The sequence below is a fragment of the Vibrio sp. HDW18 genome (assembly GCF_011306175.1).
GTDB lineage: Bacteria > Pseudomonadota > Gammaproteobacteria > Enterobacterales > Vibrionaceae > Vibrio > Vibrio chanodichtyis.
Genome location: NZ_CP049913.1, coordinates 761,096 through 775,594, shown reverse-complemented (window position 1 = coordinate 775,594; position 14,499 = coordinate 761,096). Strand labels below are relative to the sequence as shown.

The following is a 14,499-nucleotide window of genomic DNA, read 5'->3' as shown; positions in this document are numbered from 1 at the left end:
CTCATCAATGGAGGCTATAGCCTCCATTGTTTTTTATCCCCGCATCTGTACTGGAGGGCTCCATGGCTGTAGCTGCCAACAAACGTTCTGTGATGACTCTGTTTTCAAGTGCATCCGACATGTATAGCCATCAGGTTCGCATTGTGCTGGCTGAAAAAGGTGTCAGTTTTGAAGTTGAGTTGGTTGATGAGAATAACCTCCCAGCGGAACTGATCGAGCTGAATCCTTATAAAACCGTACCTACTTTGGTGGATCGTGAGCTGGCTCTGTATGATTCCAAAATCATCATGGAATACTTAGATGAGCGTTTTCCGCACCCACCGCTAATGCCGGTTTATCCGGTTGCACGTGGTAACAGCCGTTTGATGATCTACCGTATTGAACGCAACTGGTACTCATTGGCGGAGAAAGTAGTCAATGGTTCACCTGAAGTGGCTGAGCAAGCGCGCAATAAATTGCGTAATGACTTACTGACTTTAGGCCCAGTGTTTGCTGAGTTTGAATACTTTATGAGTGAAGAATTCAGTTTAATTGATTGCTACTTGGCTCCACTGCTGTGGCGTTTACCTGTACTGGGCATTGATTTGATTGGTCCTGGTTCTAAAGAACTAAAAGTGTACATGAACCGTGTATTTGAGCGTGATTCATTCCTCGCTTCGCTGACGGAAGCTGAACGCGAGATGCGTCTGGCTCGCTAATGGATGCCGGAATGGATAGTGATCAAATGACACCGCGTCGACCTTACTTGCTGCGTGCATTTTATGATTGGCTGCTGGAAAACGAGCTTACGCCACATTTAGTGGTGGATGCCACGTTACCAAGAGTTAAAGTGCCACTCGAATATGTGCAAGATGGGCAAATTATTCTCAATGTCGCTCCGCGTGCGGTCAGCCATTTAGATCTCAGTAACGACGAAGTTACCTTTAATGCTCGGTTTGGTGGTCGGCCTCATCGCGTGATTGTGCCAATTTATGCGGTGCAGGCGATTTATGCACGTGAAAATGGTGCAGGGACGATGTTTGAGCCTGAACCTGCTTATATCGATTCACTAGAGCTTGAAGAGCTTGACTCACCAGCCTCGTTAGCTGGGCTAGAGAGTCCATTGACTGATGACAGTGATGATCATACTCGCGATGAGAGTAGTGATGAGCCACCTCGTCCAAAAGGCAAACCAAGCTTACGTGTTGTGAAGTAAACGTATCGTGAAGTCATCAAGCGTAACATGTAAAAGGCAGCGAGAATCGCTGCCTTTTTTATCGCCATCCCAAACGGGGTGGTTATTTATCTTGCTAACCGCTTGGTCCGATGGGCTTACTGAGCGTAATCAAATGCTCTGACCACTTGTTTTACACCAATAATATTTCTTGCTACCTCTATCGCAATATCAGCATGTTCAGCGGATACGTAGCCAAACAGATACACTACTCGATCTTCGGTTACTACCTTCACTTTTATCCCGTTGAGCTCGGATTTGGTCAGTAACGCGGATTTGACTTTAGTGGTGATCCAACTGTCATTGCTGATTTCTCCGACCGACAGCTGCGCTTTGATCTGGATTTGATTATGCAACTCTTTGACATCTTTCAGTTGCCGAGCTTGCGCGATAAATTGTTCTAAGGTCGCTTCAGTGCTGGATTGACCAAGTAATACCACGGTACCGCGATAAGCCACCGCTGAGATGCGCGTCTCTTTGCGATAGGGCTCTTTATTGGCAAGTCCTGCGACTTCTAACTCTAGGTTATTATCTTGCCAGATCTCCTTAGTGCTGCGCGGATCGGTCACCATATTGGCGGTGGTTGCGGCACCTGCGATGAATAATCCAGCACAACCGGTTAAGGTGACAAGCATGCTGGCCAAGAGAACAAGTTTAATACTTTTCATAATCACTCTACATGGGCTGGGAATAATACTTGGTCAATCAGATCACATAGGCAGTGTAGCGTCACCATGTGAACCTCGTGGATGCGCGCGGTACGGTGTGAGGGAATACGAATTTCCACATCATTTTCACCGAGTAGTCCCGCCATTTCGCCGCCATCTTTACCGGTGAGCGCAATAATCGTCATATCACGAGTGACGGCCGCTTCCATTGCTTTAATGATATTTTTGCTATTACCACTGGTCGAAATGGCTAATAAAATATCGCTAGGTTGACCAAATGCCCGCACCTGTTTAGAAAAGACTTCTTGGTAGTGGTAGTCGTTAGCCACTGCGGTTAAGGTGGTATTATCCGCGGTCAGAGCCATCGCTGGTAAACTTGGGCGTTCGGTTTCAAAGCGATTGATCAGGCAAGACACAAACTGTTGCGCGTTGACAGATGAACCACCGTTACCACAACAGAGAATTTTGTGGCCATTGAGTAAGCTTGCCACCATCGCTTGCGCCGCATGCATAATTGCATCTGGTAACGCTTCGGCTGCGGCAATTTGAATTTGAATACTTTCGGTAAAACTGTCTTTAATGCTATCGAGCATTGTCTATCCTTCAGTTATCGCGTTTTTTAACCATTCGATATGTTGCCCTTGCTGATGAATCGCAACCACATCAAAACGAAAATCCGCACTGTGACTATTTATGTTATTGGCGAGCATCCACCAATTTGCTGCTTTGATCAAGCGATCACGTTTGCTGCGGGTGATGGTTTCTGCGGCATGACCGTGTTGGCGATTGGCGCGATAACGGACTTCAACAAATACCCAAGTGGCACCCTGGCGCATCACCAAATCTAATTCGCCGCAGCGATAATTGACATTTTGGCTGACCAACTTTAACCCTTGGCGGCATAGGTGCTGTGCCGCCATCTGTTCATAGTGGTTGCCTTGGGCGCGAGAGTTAGCGAACTCCATGCTCCGCCCAACTGATTTCACGTTGTACCACACACTGATCATCAATGCTCAGTACACCGGTTTGGCCATCAAGGGTATAACCTTCGACGATTTTCATTTGTGGAAGTTCCACCATCAGTTGATACGCATCCATTCCGAGTGCTTGTAAGCGGCGCTCGGCATTTGAGCTGTCCGGCCAAATTTGAGTCAGTTGCTGCTGGAGGCTTGGCGATGGATGGATCAGCAGTGGAATATCGCTGTAGGTGACACCGGATAAATCTTCATACTGACGGCCTCCGGCATTGCTGTTGGAGTTAGAAAACAGCTTTGGAGGACGAGTGTCTGGGTTGATCGCGACTTCAATGAACGGTTTGATTAAGGTGAGATCGGAGCTGTTGGCAACAATATACACCGCATCGATATCGCGGCGGCTCCGCGGCTGACTTTCTAAGCCAATACCAAGCAGAGATTCGATCTGAGCAATATTTTGCTGGCTATCTTGTAAGCCAAAAATTGAATTGATATTGCGCTGTAATTGACGCTTATCACCAAACAGATTAACTGCCACTTTATCGTTACTAAAGTGCCGCCACTCTTGATTAAAGGCTTCCACCACACGCTGCCCATAAGCATTTTGTGGCGCTAAAATCAGTGGATAGCGGTAGCCTTGGCTGAACAAATGTTTAGCGGCTTGTGCCACCTCTTGCTCTGGTGATAAAGCCAGATAACACGCACCGGCAGTGTTATCGATATTATCCGGAATATTTAACGCTAACGTTGGAATCGTTTGGCCACGGCTTTGTTGCAAGCGTTGTAATTGCTCAATATTGTCTTTAATTAATGGCCCGACCACAAAATCAATGTTCTGGTTGGTCAGGCTGGCATCCACCGATGCTAGTGATTCGGCATTGGTATCAATAATGGTTAAAGTGGCGTCCGTTGCGCGTTCAGCATCATTCATCATCGCAAACACGAAACCATCACGAATAAATTGTGCCTGTTTGGCAAATTTGCCGGTTAAAGGCAGCAGTAATGCGGTATGGGTTGGTTTGACAATATTGAGTGCCAAAATATCGCTGATGGCTTTTGGGGTATATCTTGCCGCTGGATGCTGTGGGTTTTCGGCCAGCCAGCGCTGCAAAGTGTTTTGTAGCTGTGGCAGATTGCTGCCCAGCGTTTTCATGTAGATGGTTAATTGTAACCAACCGCTCAACTGTGTTTCATTGGGGCCCACGGCAAGGCGAGTCAAATTGTTCGCCGAATAGTGATTCAAGCTAGCCCAGATTTGATCGGCTAACGCTTCTTGCTCACGGTTTGATGACATCTCATACAGCGCGATCAATTCACGAGTGGAGTCAAACGGGCGATCTAGCGCGGTAAAAATATCGGCGCGTAATTGGTAATATTGTTGCCATTGAACCTGTGGTAATGACCAGTTCGCTTGGAAATTTAATTGGCGGAGCGCTTCTTGATACTGTTCGCTATTCACCAGTAATTGTGCGCGCAGCAGTTGCCATTGTGCTTGCTGAGTTTCGGTCAAGGGTTGCTTGGCAAGGCGCATGATCAATAATTGCGCTTGCTCAGGATTGTTTTCGGCAATCGCGGCTTTGAGGGCCATCAACAACCAATCATTTTGTTGTGTACCTTGGCTGGCATCGGCACGCATTAAGTAGGTTTGTGCGGTTAACAGTGGTGGTGCGGCAATATCGACCACATCCGGTGACGAAGGTTGAGTCGAACAGGCCGATAACACGATTGATAATGCAATCGGAGTCAATATGCGTGGTACACTGCGTCGCTGATGGTGGTTCATAGCCATGATTCTTTCGTTAGTCCGTAAGTTGTCTCTATATTAATCGTTGATGTGATGGTAAACAAATGACAGATACTAAAACCGTGCCAAATGGTGCACCAACTCTTTATATTGTGCCAACCCCGATTGGTAATTTGGGTGACATCACACAACGAGCCTTAGAGGTGTTAGCCCAGGTCGATATGATTGCCGCGGAAGATACTCGCCATACGGGTAAATTATTAGCGCACTTTAATATCAGCACCAAAACTTTTGCTCTGCATGATCATAATGAGCAGCAAAAAGCCCAGTTTTTAGTCGATAAGCTGCAATCGGGCATGTCGATTGCGCTGGTATCCGATGCTGGCACACCACTGATTAGCGATCCAGGTTATCATTTGGTCAATCAATGCCGTCAAGCTGGGGTCAAAGTTGTGCCACTTCCTGGTCCTTGTGCGGTGATCACAGCGTTAAGTGCAGCTGGTCTTCCGTCCGATTGCTTTAGTTTTGAGGGTTTTTTACCTGCTAAGAGTAAAGCACGTAAAGATAAGCTACTTGAAATCGCCAAAGTCGCGCGCACTTGTATTTTTTATGAGTCACCGCATCGGATCTGCGACGCCCTGCAAGATATGCAAGAGGTACTGGGCGGTGAGCGTCAAGTGGTTTTGGCGCGCGAGTTAACCAAGACCTTTGAAACCATTCAAGGTATGCCATTGGCACAATTGATCACCTGGATTGCCGAAGACGATAACCGCAAAAAAGGTGAAATGGTGCTGTTAGTGCATGGTTATCGGGCGGCTGGTGAGCAGACTCTGCCAGATGATGCATTGCGCACCTTAACTCTACTCAGCAAAGAGCTGCCACTCAAAAAAGCGGCGGCGCTCGTCGCCGAAATTCATCAGTTGAAGAAAAATGCACTGTATAAATGGGGCCTAGAGAATTTGGGTGAATAATTTCAACTGATTGATTTTATTTAGATTAGTCCGGTGCTTAAAGCATCGGCCCTTGATTAACTGTTCAGAAAACACAAGCGTTCAGGGGGAGTCTAAACCTTGGTTTTATAGATGCATAGCATATTGAGATAGCTATCAACCAGTTTATACATTGCATCTTGCGCACCAACGCGGTTGATCTGCAGAAACAGTGAGTAAAAGATGCCATGAAATAGGCTGGTGATATGATCAACATCATGCTTTTCACATAATTCACCACGTTGCATCGCTTTGCTAAACATATTTTTGATCAGCAACTGATTCGTTCGGTTAGTGGCAACGAATAGCGGCCACACTTCCTCGCGGGTTGATGTACTCCATTCAAACAATACTTTTAGCCAGTGGCAATCGGTGATTGCCAGTTGCACCATCTGTTTGCATAAACTTTGTAGGTTGCTTTTCACATCTAAATCCAAATCGATGTGATCGGTGAGGAAATTCGAATACTGCTGAACCACAAAATTGAGCACGTCATCCACCAGATCTTCACGAGTCGGGAAGTAATTAAATACGGTTGCCACCGAGACCTGGGCAATTTCTGCAATGTCAGCATGACCTGCGCGGCCTATCCCACGCTTTGCAAACACTTCTAAGGCGATTTCCATCAGTTGCAGTTTACGTTTATGAGGGGCCAAGCGAGTTCGCTGGGGTTTTTCTATTGATGTATCCATACCAAAAGGTCCTTGCCAATGAGACGATTGATTGAGCATCTTGCTCTAATAATTATTGTGTCATTTATTAATAAATGCCTAATGAGTGTAATGGTGCATATGTGTGAGGTCAATTGTCACGGGATTGAAATGCGCAGTAATAGTGATTTTGGGTCGGTTGTAACATCGCTTGGCTTGAGTGCAATCATCAGCACGCAGAGAATAGAGTGTGAAACGATTAACAGCTTTTGAGGGAAATGCTACTATGCACGCCTGCCAATAGGCACCCGTAAAATCAGCGATGCTGATATCGCGCAACATAACGAGAATGGTATGAAACATACAGTTGAAGTCATGATTTCTGAGCAGCAAGTTGCTCAGCGCATTGTCGAGTTAGGCCAAAAGATCACCGAGCATTACCAAGGCAGTGAAGATTTAGTCTTAGTGGGCTTGCTCCGTGGTTCGTTTGTGTTTATGGCAGATCTCGCTCGTCAAATTGATCTGACTCACCAAGTGGATTTTATGACCGCTTCGAGCTACGGCAACAGTATGCACAGTTCACGTGATGTGCGGATCTTGAAAGATTTGGACGATGATATTAAAGGCAAAGATGTGCTGTTGGTGGAAGATATTATCGATACTGGCAATACGCTGAGCAAAGTTAAAGAAATTTTGGCACTGCGTGAGCCGAAGTCGATCGCGATTTGTACTTTGCTCGATAAGCCAACGCGCCGTGAAGTGGATGTAGCCGTGGATTGGGTTGGTTTTGAAATTCCCGATGAATTTGTAGTAGGCGTGGGTATCGACTACGCGCAGAAATATCGCCATCTGCCTTATATTGGTAAAGTGGTGCCAGTTGCCGAGTAATCATTGAATTTAACAGCCATAACGCCCACTCAGTCAGTGGGCGTATGAGTTAAGCCATATTGTTAATCTTTCAGCGACACAGCAAACGATGCTGTGGATTGAGAATTTTCTCTAACGCTTGGTGATAGTTGCGCTCTACTGCATCGCGTGAGTCACAAGCCACCCCTAAATACTCCAAACGGCCATCGCCAATGCCATACACGAAACCGTGTACTTCGACTGATTGTCCACGTTCCCAAGCATTTTGTAGCACAGTCGAGTTGGCCAAGTTATACACTTGCTCGGCAACGTTAATTTCGGCTAATTTATCCGAGCGATCTTCCGCTGGCATTTGCTCCAGATAGTGGCGATGTTTGAGATAGTAATCGCGAATATGCAGCAACCAGTTATTAATTAAACCGAGTTGTGGATTAACAATTGCCGCAGTCACCCCACCACAGCCATAGTGGCCACAAACAATAATATGTTTAACTTGCAATACATCCACCGCATATTGAACCACGGATAAGCAGTTGAGATCAGTATGGATCACCTGATTAGCCACATTACGGTGGACAAACAGTTCACCAGAATAGAGACCGGTGAGTCGCTCGGCAGGCACTCGGCTATCGGCACATCCGATCCACAAAAAATCCGGGTCTTGCCCTCTGGCTAGCTTGGCAAAATATTCCGGATTTTCGGCTTTGATTGACTCTGACCATTTTGAGTTATTCTCAAAAAGCTGTTTTATTTCTGGCATCTTATTTCCCTTAGATTGTTAGCCACAATATACACAATCTCCCCCATGCTAGCTCACCTAATTTGTGGATTGATTCACTGCTCTGACGTGTTTTGGTAACCTTCGCCTAAACTCAGTGTAGGCATGATACTGCCAGCAGTGAGTGTTTTTAGGCTGACGGAAGCAAGAAATGCTCCCCTTTCACAGGTTAAGGGTTGAAAAAACGCCATTCAAGCGCAACATCACGACGGTCATCAGTAAAAAGGTTGCAGTTATGTACGCACTGGAAATACAACAGCTCACAAAAACCTATGCCGGTGGCTTTGAGGCGCTCAAAGGCATCAGCTTGCAGGTTCAACAAGGGGATTTTTATGCACTACTGGGGCCTAATGGGGCGGGTAAATCGACCACCATTGGTATTATTGCATCGCTAGTGAATAAAACGTCTGGCCAGGTCTCTGTGTTTGGTTACGATCTCGATACTCAGCTTGAGCGAGCTAAGCAGCAGCTTGGCCTAGTACCACAAGAATTTAACTTTAACCCGTTTGAGACGGTTGAACAGATCGTGTTGCAGCAAGCGGGTTATTATGGTGTGCCCAAAGCGCTGGCTAAGCAACGGGCGAAAAAATATCTGACTCAGCTCGACTTGTGGGAAAAACGTAGTGAGCGGGCCCGCCATCTTTCTGGGGGTATGAAGCGCCGTTTGATGATCGCTCGTGCGTTAATGCATGAGCCGCAACTGCTGATCCTCGATGAACCGACGGCTGGGGTGGATATTGAGCTACGCCGCTCGATGTGGGAGTTTCTGCAGCAGATTAACCAGCAGGGCGTCACCATCATTCTGACCACTCATTATCTGGAAGAGGCCGAAACGCTGTGCCGCAATATTGGCATTATTCAGCGTGGTGAATTAATTGAAAACACTAGCATGAAAGATCTGCTTGGTAAGCTGGATGTGGAGACCTTTGTATTGGATATCGATGGTCAGCAGACGATTGCGCCACTGCAAGGGGTGATCAAACAGCAGCTGGTGCAAGGCTCGCTGGAAATTGAATTGGAAAAGAGCCAAGGTATTAACCATGTGTTTAGCCAGTTGACCGAGCAAGGGGTTAAGGTGCTGTCGATGCGTAACAAGGTCAATCGCCTAGAAGAGCTGTTTGTCAGTATCGTTAATAATGCGAAGCGAGGCTAACCCGTATGTATCAAATTTATTGGACCGCATTTCGCAGTTTATTAAGTAAAGAAATTCACCGTTTTATGCGGATTTGGGTGCAAACACTAGTGCCACCTGCGATCACCATGACGCTCTATTTCATCATTTTTGGTAATTTGATTGGCTCACGGATTGGCGAGATGAACGGCTTTAGCTATATGGAGTACATTGTACCCGGGCTGATTATGATGTCAGTCATCACCAACTCTTACTCCAATGTAGCAGCTTCTTTTTTCAGTGCTAAGTTTCAAAAGAACATTGAAGAGTTGTTGGTCGCTCCGGTGCCCAATTATGTGATTATTGCCGGATATGTGATGGGCGGTGTGGCGCGAGGTTTATTAGTCGGGGCGATGGTGACCGCCGTTTCGCTGCTGTTTGTTGATCTGCGGGTCGAGCATTGGGGCGTGATTTGTGCCACGGTATTTTTAACTTCGGTGGTGTTTGCGCTCGGAGGATTGATTAACGCGGTATTTGCCAAAACTTTTGATGATATCTCGATCATCCCAACCTTTGTGCTGACGCCGCTGACTTATCTGGGCGGGGTATTCTATTCCATCACACTGTTGCCGGAGTTTTGGCAAGGGGTATCGCAGATCAATCCGATCGTCTATATGGTCAATGCATTCCGTTATGGCTTTCTTGGTATGTCGGATGTCGATATTAGCACTTCGTTTGCGGTATTAGTGGCTTTTGTGCTGGTGCTGTATGTGGTAGCGCACTATTTAGTGACCAAAGGTAAAGGGCTGCGCAGCTAGGCTTCACTCTTTATTAATGCTTGTGTCGTTAGCGAAAAAGGTCAACCGAGGTTGACCTTTTTGCTACCAGGATGAGGGATTATTCTTCTTCAGCGCTGGCTTTGTTTTCGATTTGCAGGTCAAGCACTTGGTTATCGATCAAGCGTACTTTACCAAGAAAAGCCGACATCAAGATCACCGCTTGTTTACTCTCATGGCTGATCGGTAATAGTGTTTGCGCATCACGAATAAAAATTTCATCAGGTTCTAAATCAGCGGCGCGTAACTGGTCCACCGCATCTTGGATCACCGATGGATAATCGCTGCGTCCACCGCGGATCGCACTATTGATCCAACGCATAGTGCGCGCTAAGACTGGCGCGCGTTGGCGTTCATCCAGCGTCAGCAAATTATTACGTGAACTCATCGCTAGGCCATCTAATTCACGCACGGTTGCTACGCCAACAATTTCAATATCCAGACACAGATCTTCGACCATCTGGCGGATCACCGCCAATTGCTGGAAATCTTTCTCGCCAAAGCAAGCCACATCGGGTTGTATGATGTTAAACAGCTTAGTGACAATCGTTGCCACGCCACGGAAATGTCCGGGACGAGAGGCGCCTTCCAGCATATACGATAGCCCAGGCACTTCGACCAAGGTCTGCTTATCTAACCCTTGCGGATAGAGAGTTTCTGCGGTTGGGGTAAATACTAGATCAACCCCTTCACCATTGAGTTTGCTCAAATCCTCTTCCAGGGTGCGCGGGTAGTTTTTCAAATCTTCTGCACGGTCAAACTGCATTGGATTGACGAAAATGCTGACCACCACCACATCGGCTAACTCACGGGCTTTGCGCACCAGCGTTAAATGGCCTTCATGTAAATTACCCATAGTCGGCACAAACGCGACACGGCGACCTTCGCGTTTCAATTGTTTGATCTGCTCGCGAACAACAGCTAGGTCTGCAAATACTTGCATCAATGACTCCTTAGGCAATAGTGTGGGCGAGATCGGGAAATGCGCCACTGGCCACATCTTCGATATATTGGGTAACCGCTTGACGGATATCACCGGTTTCGGCCAAGAAATTTTTCGAGAATTTAGGCATGTAGTTGGCCGAAATACCAAACATGTCATGCATAACCAGAATTTGGCCATCGGTGCCATTCCCAGCGCCAATGCCAATCACTGGTACATCCAAAATTTGGGTGATCCGTTTGGCGAGATCGGCCGGTACACACTCTAACAGGATGATTTGTGCTCCGGCTTCTTGCAGCGCGATAGCATCACGCACCATACGATCCGCTTTATCTTGCTCACGGCCTTGCACTTTGTAACCACCGAAAATATTAACCGATTGTGGCGTTAAGCCTAAGTGAGCACAGACCGGGACGGCACGTTCAGTCAACATTTTTACGGTGTCGACTAACCAATCGCCGCCTTCAATTTTTACCATATTCGCCCCAGCACGAACCAGTTTCGCAGCATTATCACACGCTTGTTCAGGCGTGGTGTAGCTCATAAACGGCATATCAGCCATCAATAGGCAGTTGGGGCTACCTTTACGTACACAACGGGTGTGGTAAGCAATGTCTTCCACCGTAACAGGCAAGGTATCCGCCTCACCTTGTAACACCATGCCCAGTGAATCGCCTACTAACAAGAGTGGCATGTCTAGGCTCTCAAATAATTGAGCAAAACTCGCATCATAAGCGGTGGATGTAGCAAATTTGCGACCCTCTTGCTTCCATTTCATCAGGTCGTTTATGGTTATTTTTTTCATGTTTAGTCCTTACTCGACATTGGCGAGTGCCAAACTCTGAGTCCATTAAGCGGCACTTGTTGCAGTAACGTTTGGATCTCAGTCCCGTCAGGGAGGGTTAAATTGGGTGCAATTTCTGCGAGCGGATAGAGCACAAATTCACGCACTTTCATTCCATAGTGGGGAATGGTGAGACGCTCACTCTCTATCACTTGATTGCCATAAAGCACAATATCAAGATCGAGGGTTCTTGGCCCCCAGCGCTGATCTTTACGCACGCGTCCCTGCTGCTGCTCAATGCGTTGTGTGCTATCGAGCAATTCCAGTGGGGTTAATTCGGTTTCGATGGCCGCCACCGCATTGATGTAATCGGGCTGATTTTGCGGCCCCATTGGGGTACTGCTATAGAGCGATGAAGCCGCGATTAAGCGCGACTTGGGTAATTGAGTGAGCTGGTGGATGGCCTGTTGGGCTTGGGTGACCGGATCGCCCAAGTTACTGCCAATCGCAATGTAGGCAAGGATCATTCGCTAGATTTACTCTTTGATTTATTGCGTGATGGTTTACGACGCCGCGCGCTGGATTTGCTGCCCGGCGCATTGCCAACATCGGCCACCATCGCTTGACGCATATTACGCCCTGCATTTTGGAAAGTCGCCCACCATTCGGCCAATTGTTTGGTTTCACCGCCTTCAATTTCACCACGCATCTCTAGGAAATCAAAGCCAGCGCGGAATTTACTCAGTTCTAGCAGGCGAAATGCACGTTTACTACTGCGCCGCGGTAGGCGTTGCTGTAACTGCCAAATATCTCGGATGGTCGTGGTGTGACGGCGTGGGATGGCGATACGTTTAACCACTTCATCCAAAATGTGGTTGCTGGCTTCAGTGATCGCATCAAATTCATTGAGCTTGAGCGAGGCCATTAAGTTATTGGCCAGCTCGATCATCGGATACCACAACATTGCAGCAAACATAAAGGCTGGGTTGATGCGCAGATCTTGTTCTAGTCGAATATCGGTGGCATCCAGCACTAAATCGAGCATCTGCTCGGTTGGTGAACTGTGCTCTTCGGTAAAATATGCCGCGACCGTTGGGAACAGTTGTTGGAATAGCTGGTATTCACGCATCAAGTGGTAGGTTTCTAAGCCATGACCCGCTTGCAGCATTTTCAGCGACTCTTCATACAGACGTGCAGCTGGAATATCGCGCAGCAAAGGTGCGAGTTGCTCAATCGGCGCGGCGGTATCTTCCTCAATATCAAAATCGAGTTTAACCGCAAAACGTACTGCGCGCAGCATGCGCACTGGATCTTCACGGTAGCGAGTTTGCGGATCACCAATCAGGCGCACTAAGCGATCGTCGAGATCTTCCATGCCACCGGCATAGTCGTGGATGCTGTAGTCGGCAATATTGTAATACATCGCATTGATGGTGAAATCGCGTCGTTCCGCATCTTGATCTATCGTGCCGTAGACATTGTCACGCAGCAGCATGCCCGCTTCAGATTGTGCGGCAATCTGTTGGCTTGAATTGGACTCTTGGTGATGGCCGCGAAACGTCGCCACTTCAATAATCTCACGCCCAAACATGATATGTGCCAGGCGAAAGCGACGCCCAATTAGTCGACAGTTGCGAAACAGTTGGCGCAATTGTTCAGGGGTAGCATTGGTGGCGACATCAAAATCTTTTGGTTTGCCACCAAGCAGTAAATCACGAACTCCACCGCCGACGAGAAACGCGGCAAACCCTGCCGCATGCAGGCGATAGAGCACTTTTAGTGCATTGTCGCTGATCTGCTTACGTGAGACTGGGTGTTCCTGACGCGGAATGATAGTCAAAGCTAAGTCTGGATATGTGTGAGTGTTACTCAATTCAAAATCGTTATTATTCATGTGCTTCTGACAATGATGGCGGTGACCGCTGTAAGCGCTACGTAGCTTAACTTGACGCTCAAGCGGACGGAATTTGCTGCAATAATAGCTTAAGCCGGACCATTTGAGAATCTTGGTGTGATCTCGATCGCTGCGGGTAGCTGACTTAGCTGCCAATATTGGCAGCCCCAGGTGAGCATTTGCTCCAGATTGGCATCGCAAAAATCGGCTGGTAGTTCAAAGCCTAAAAACTGCATGGCCTGCACGAGAGTTGGCTTTGGTTGCAAAGGATCAATCGCCGGTGCGTGATTCTGTTTGGACAGTTTATTGCCGTTACTATCGATTGCCAAAGGTAAATGCAAGTAGCTGACCGGTTTTTGTTGTAAGGTGTGATACAAGCTGATTTGTCGTCCGGTTGGCTCAATCAAATCGGCACCGCGTACCACCTGAGTCACCCCTTGCTCAATATCATCAATCACTACGGCAAGGTTGTAAGCAAATAGGCCATCACGACGTTTGATGATGAAGTCTTCTTGCGCCAACGCCGAAGGTATAGTGATGGTGCCATGTTTCAAATCAATGAACTGCAGCACCGGATTATCCATGTGTAATCGAATGGCACAGTCGTGATGTTGCCGTGGTGGATGGCGTTGACAGTGGCCGTTATAAAATCCGCCCATCGCTTTAACCGCTTGGCGGGTGCACTGACAGTAATAGGCTTGACCACTGGCGAGCCATTGATCGATCTGCTGTTGGTATAGCGCGTGGCGTTGGCTTTGGTATACCACTGTTTGATCCCAATGTAGACCGTACGCCTCCAAGGTGCGCAGAATATGCGCGGCCGCACCGGGCATTTCCCGCGGTGGATCAAGATCTTCAATCCGTACCAGCCATTGACCTTGTGCGGCTTTGGCTTGGAAATAGCTCCCTAACGCGGCGATTAACGATCCAAAGTGTAATGGGCCAGAAGGCGAGGGGGCGAAGCGACCAATATAGTTCATAGGGCGATTAACCTGTCGTTTGGCAAGGATGCCAATAAACAACAAAAGGGAGCTGCGGCTCCCTTTTT

17 protein-coding genes are annotated in these 14,499 nt (G+C 47.6%); 6 read left to right on the top strand and 11 right to left on the bottom strand.

Translation table 11 applies throughout. The annotated features are described in order from the left end of the window. Positions 1-62: 62 nt before the first annotated feature. On the top strand, positions 63-698 hold the full coding sequence (gene sspA, locus G7083_RS03580; protein ID WP_166013623.1) for a stringent starvation protein SspA: 636 nt from the start codon (positions 63-65) through the stop codon (positions 696-698). An 11-nt stretch (positions 699-709) separates the two neighbouring features. Continuing rightward, the gene (sspB, locus tag G7083_RS03575) at positions 710-1,195 is read left to right on the top strand and encodes a ClpXP protease specificity-enhancing factor (protein ID WP_166013622.1); all 486 of its coding nucleotides are present in this window, start codon (positions 710-712) and stop codon (positions 1,193-1,195) included. 116 nt (positions 1,196-1,311) lie between these two features. On the opposite strand, the gene G7083_RS03570 is transcribed toward sspB, so the two are convergent. From G7083_RS03570 to G7083_RS03555, 4 genes are read right to left on the bottom strand one after another with little or no spacing between them, the layout of a single operon-like run. Further along, positions 1,312-1,881, bottom strand: coding sequence for a BON domain-containing protein (locus G7083_RS03570; protein ID WP_166013621.1), 570 nt, complete (start codon positions 1,879-1,881; stop codon positions 1,312-1,314). 2 nt (positions 1,882-1,883) lie between these two features. Continuing rightward, positions 1,884-2,474, bottom strand: coding sequence for a phosphoheptose isomerase (locus G7083_RS03565; protein WP_166013620.1), 591 nt, complete (start codon positions 2,472-2,474; stop codon positions 1,884-1,886). A 3-nt stretch (positions 2,475-2,477) separates the two neighbouring features. After that, on the bottom strand, positions 2,478-2,846 hold the full coding sequence (locus G7083_RS03560) for a YraN family protein (RefSeq protein WP_166013619.1): 369 nt from the start codon (positions 2,844-2,846) through the stop codon (positions 2,478-2,480). Further along, a complete protein-coding gene (locus tag G7083_RS03555) occupies positions 2,833-4,638 on the bottom strand; it encodes a penicillin-binding protein activator (RefSeq protein WP_166014979.1) in 1,806 nt (601 codons plus the stop codon). The genes G7083_RS03560 and G7083_RS03555 overlap by 14 nt, the downstream gene beginning before the upstream one ends. A 65-nt stretch (positions 4,639-4,703) precedes the next feature. On the opposite strand from G7083_RS03555, the gene rsmI reads away from it, so the two are divergent. Further along, the gene (gene rsmI / locus G7083_RS03550) at positions 4,704-5,570 is read left to right on the top strand and encodes a 16S rRNA (cytidine(1402)-2'-O)-methyltransferase (RefSeq protein WP_166013618.1); all 867 of its coding nucleotides are present in this window, start codon (positions 4,704-4,706) and stop codon (positions 5,568-5,570) included. Positions 5,571-5,662: 92 nt separating this feature from the next. On the opposite strand, the gene G7083_RS03545 is transcribed toward rsmI, so the two are convergent. After that, the gene (locus G7083_RS03545; protein WP_166013617.1) at positions 5,663-6,280 is read right to left on the bottom strand and encodes a LuxR/HapR/OpaR family quorum-sensing transcriptional regulator; all 618 of its coding nucleotides are present in this window, start codon (positions 6,278-6,280) and stop codon (positions 5,663-5,665) included. Between the two features lie 312 nt (positions 6,281-6,592). On the opposite strand from G7083_RS03545, the gene hpt reads away from it, so the two are divergent. Beyond that, entirely contained in the window at positions 6,593-7,126 is a 534-nt protein-coding gene (hpt, locus tag G7083_RS03540; protein ID WP_166013616.1) for a hypoxanthine phosphoribosyltransferase, read from the top strand. A 70-nt stretch (positions 7,127-7,196) separates the two neighbouring features. Here the strand turns inward: hpt and can are convergent, their stop codons facing one another. Beyond that, on the bottom strand, positions 7,197-7,865 hold the full coding sequence (gene can / locus G7083_RS03535; protein ID WP_166013615.1) for a carbonate dehydratase: 669 nt from the start codon (positions 7,863-7,865) through the stop codon (positions 7,197-7,199). 253 nt (positions 7,866-8,118) lie between these two features. Here can and G7083_RS03530 point away from each other — a divergent pair, with 253 nt between their 5' ends. Continuing rightward, positions 8,119-9,036 (top strand): ABC transporter ATP-binding protein, encoded by a 918-nt coding sequence (locus G7083_RS03530; RefSeq protein ID WP_166013614.1) that lies wholly within the window; start codon positions 8,119-8,121, stop codon positions 9,034-9,036. A 5-nt stretch (positions 9,037-9,041) separates the two neighbouring features. After that, a complete protein-coding gene (locus G7083_RS03525; protein ID WP_166013613.1) occupies positions 9,042-9,812 on the top strand; it encodes an ABC transporter permease in 771 nt (256 codons plus the stop codon). Positions 9,813-9,891: 79 nt separating this feature from the next. Here G7083_RS03525 and panC read toward each other — a convergent pair whose 3' ends face one another. The 5 genes from panC to gluQRS all read right to left on the bottom strand — a co-directional run bounded on the left by panC (position 9,892) and on the right by gluQRS (position 14,431). Beyond that, positions 9,892-10,773: a pantoate--beta-alanine ligase gene (gene panC, locus G7083_RS03520; RefSeq protein ID WP_166013612.1), complete on the bottom strand. Its 882-nt coding sequence runs from the start codon at positions 10,771-10,773 to the stop codon at positions 9,892-9,894. Positions 10,774-10,783: 10 nt separating this feature from the next. Then, positions 10,784-11,578: a 3-methyl-2-oxobutanoate hydroxymethyltransferase gene (gene panB, locus G7083_RS03515; RefSeq protein WP_166013611.1), complete on the bottom strand. Its 795-nt coding sequence runs from the start codon at positions 11,576-11,578 to the stop codon at positions 10,784-10,786. A 2-nt stretch (positions 11,579-11,580) separates the two neighbouring features. Continuing rightward, positions 11,581-12,084, bottom strand: a complete 504-nt coding sequence (folK, locus tag G7083_RS03510) for a 2-amino-4-hydroxy-6-hydroxymethyldihydropteridine diphosphokinase (RefSeq protein WP_166013610.1) — start codon at positions 12,082-12,084, stop codon at positions 11,581-11,583. After that, positions 12,081-13,451 (bottom strand): polynucleotide adenylyltransferase PcnB, encoded by a 1,371-nt coding sequence (gene pcnB / locus G7083_RS03505; RefSeq protein WP_166013609.1) that lies wholly within the window; start codon positions 13,449-13,451, stop codon positions 12,081-12,083. Before pcnB ends, folK begins: the two co-directional genes overlap by 4 nt. A gap of 89 nt (positions 13,452-13,540) precedes the next feature. Further along, positions 13,541-14,431, bottom strand: a complete 891-nt coding sequence (gene gluQRS, locus G7083_RS03500) for a tRNA glutamyl-Q(34) synthetase GluQRS (protein WP_166013608.1) — start codon at positions 14,429-14,431, stop codon at positions 13,541-13,543. Between the last annotated feature and the right edge of the window lie 68 nt (positions 14,432-14,499).

Coding starts and splice junctions, on each gene's coding strand:
- G7083_RS03530 (WP_166013614.1), top strand. CDS start 8,119: ATGTACGCACTGGAAATACAACAGCTCACAAAAACCTATGCCGGTGGC.
- can (WP_166013615.1), bottom strand. CDS start 7,865: ATGCCAGAAATAAAACAGCTTTTTGAGAATAACTCAAAATGGTCAGAG.
- folK (WP_166013610.1), bottom strand. CDS start 12,084: ATGATCCTTGCCTACATTGCGATTGGCAGTAACTTGGGCGATCCGGTC.
- gluQRS (WP_166013608.1), bottom strand. CDS start 14,431: ATGAACTATATTGGTCGCTTCGCCCCCTCGCCTTCTGGCCCATTACAC.
- pcnB (WP_166013609.1), bottom strand. CDS start 13,451: ATGAATAATAACGATTTTGAATTGAGTAACACTCACACATATCCAGAC.
- G7083_RS03555 (WP_166014979.1), bottom strand. CDS start 4,638: ATGAACCACCATCAGCGACGCAGTGTACCACGCATATTGACTCCGATT.
- G7083_RS03565 (WP_166013620.1), bottom strand. CDS start 2,474: ATGCTCGATAGCATTAAAGACAGTTTTACCGAAAGTATTCAAATTCAA.
- G7083_RS03525 (WP_166013613.1), top strand. CDS start 9,042: ATGTATCAAATTTATTGGACCGCATTTCGCAGTTTATTAAGTAAAGAA.
- panC (WP_166013612.1), bottom strand. CDS start 10,773: ATGCAAGTATTTGCAGACCTAGCTGTTGTTCGCGAGCAGATCAAACAA.
- hpt (WP_166013616.1), top strand. CDS start 6,593: ATGAAACATACAGTTGAAGTCATGATTTCTGAGCAGCAAGTTGCTCAG.
- panB (WP_166013611.1), bottom strand. CDS start 11,578: ATGAAAAAAATAACCATAAACGACCTGATGAAATGGAAGCAAGAGGGT.
- G7083_RS03560 (WP_166013619.1), bottom strand. CDS start 2,846: ATGGAGTTCGCTAACTCTCGCGCCCAAGGCAACCACTATGAACAGATG.
- G7083_RS03545 (WP_166013617.1), bottom strand. CDS start 6,280: ATGGATACATCAATAGAAAAACCCCAGCGAACTCGCTTGGCCCCTCAT.
- rsmI (WP_166013618.1), top strand. CDS start 4,704: ATGACAGATACTAAAACCGTGCCAAATGGTGCACCAACTCTTTATATT.
- sspA (WP_166013623.1), top strand. CDS start 63: ATGGCTGTAGCTGCCAACAAACGTTCTGTGATGACTCTGTTTTCAAGT.
- sspB (WP_166013622.1), top strand. CDS start 710: ATGGATAGTGATCAAATGACACCGCGTCGACCTTACTTGCTGCGTGCA.
- G7083_RS03570 (WP_166013621.1), bottom strand. CDS start 1,881: ATGAAAAGTATTAAACTTGTTCTCTTGGCCAGCATGCTTGTCACCTTA.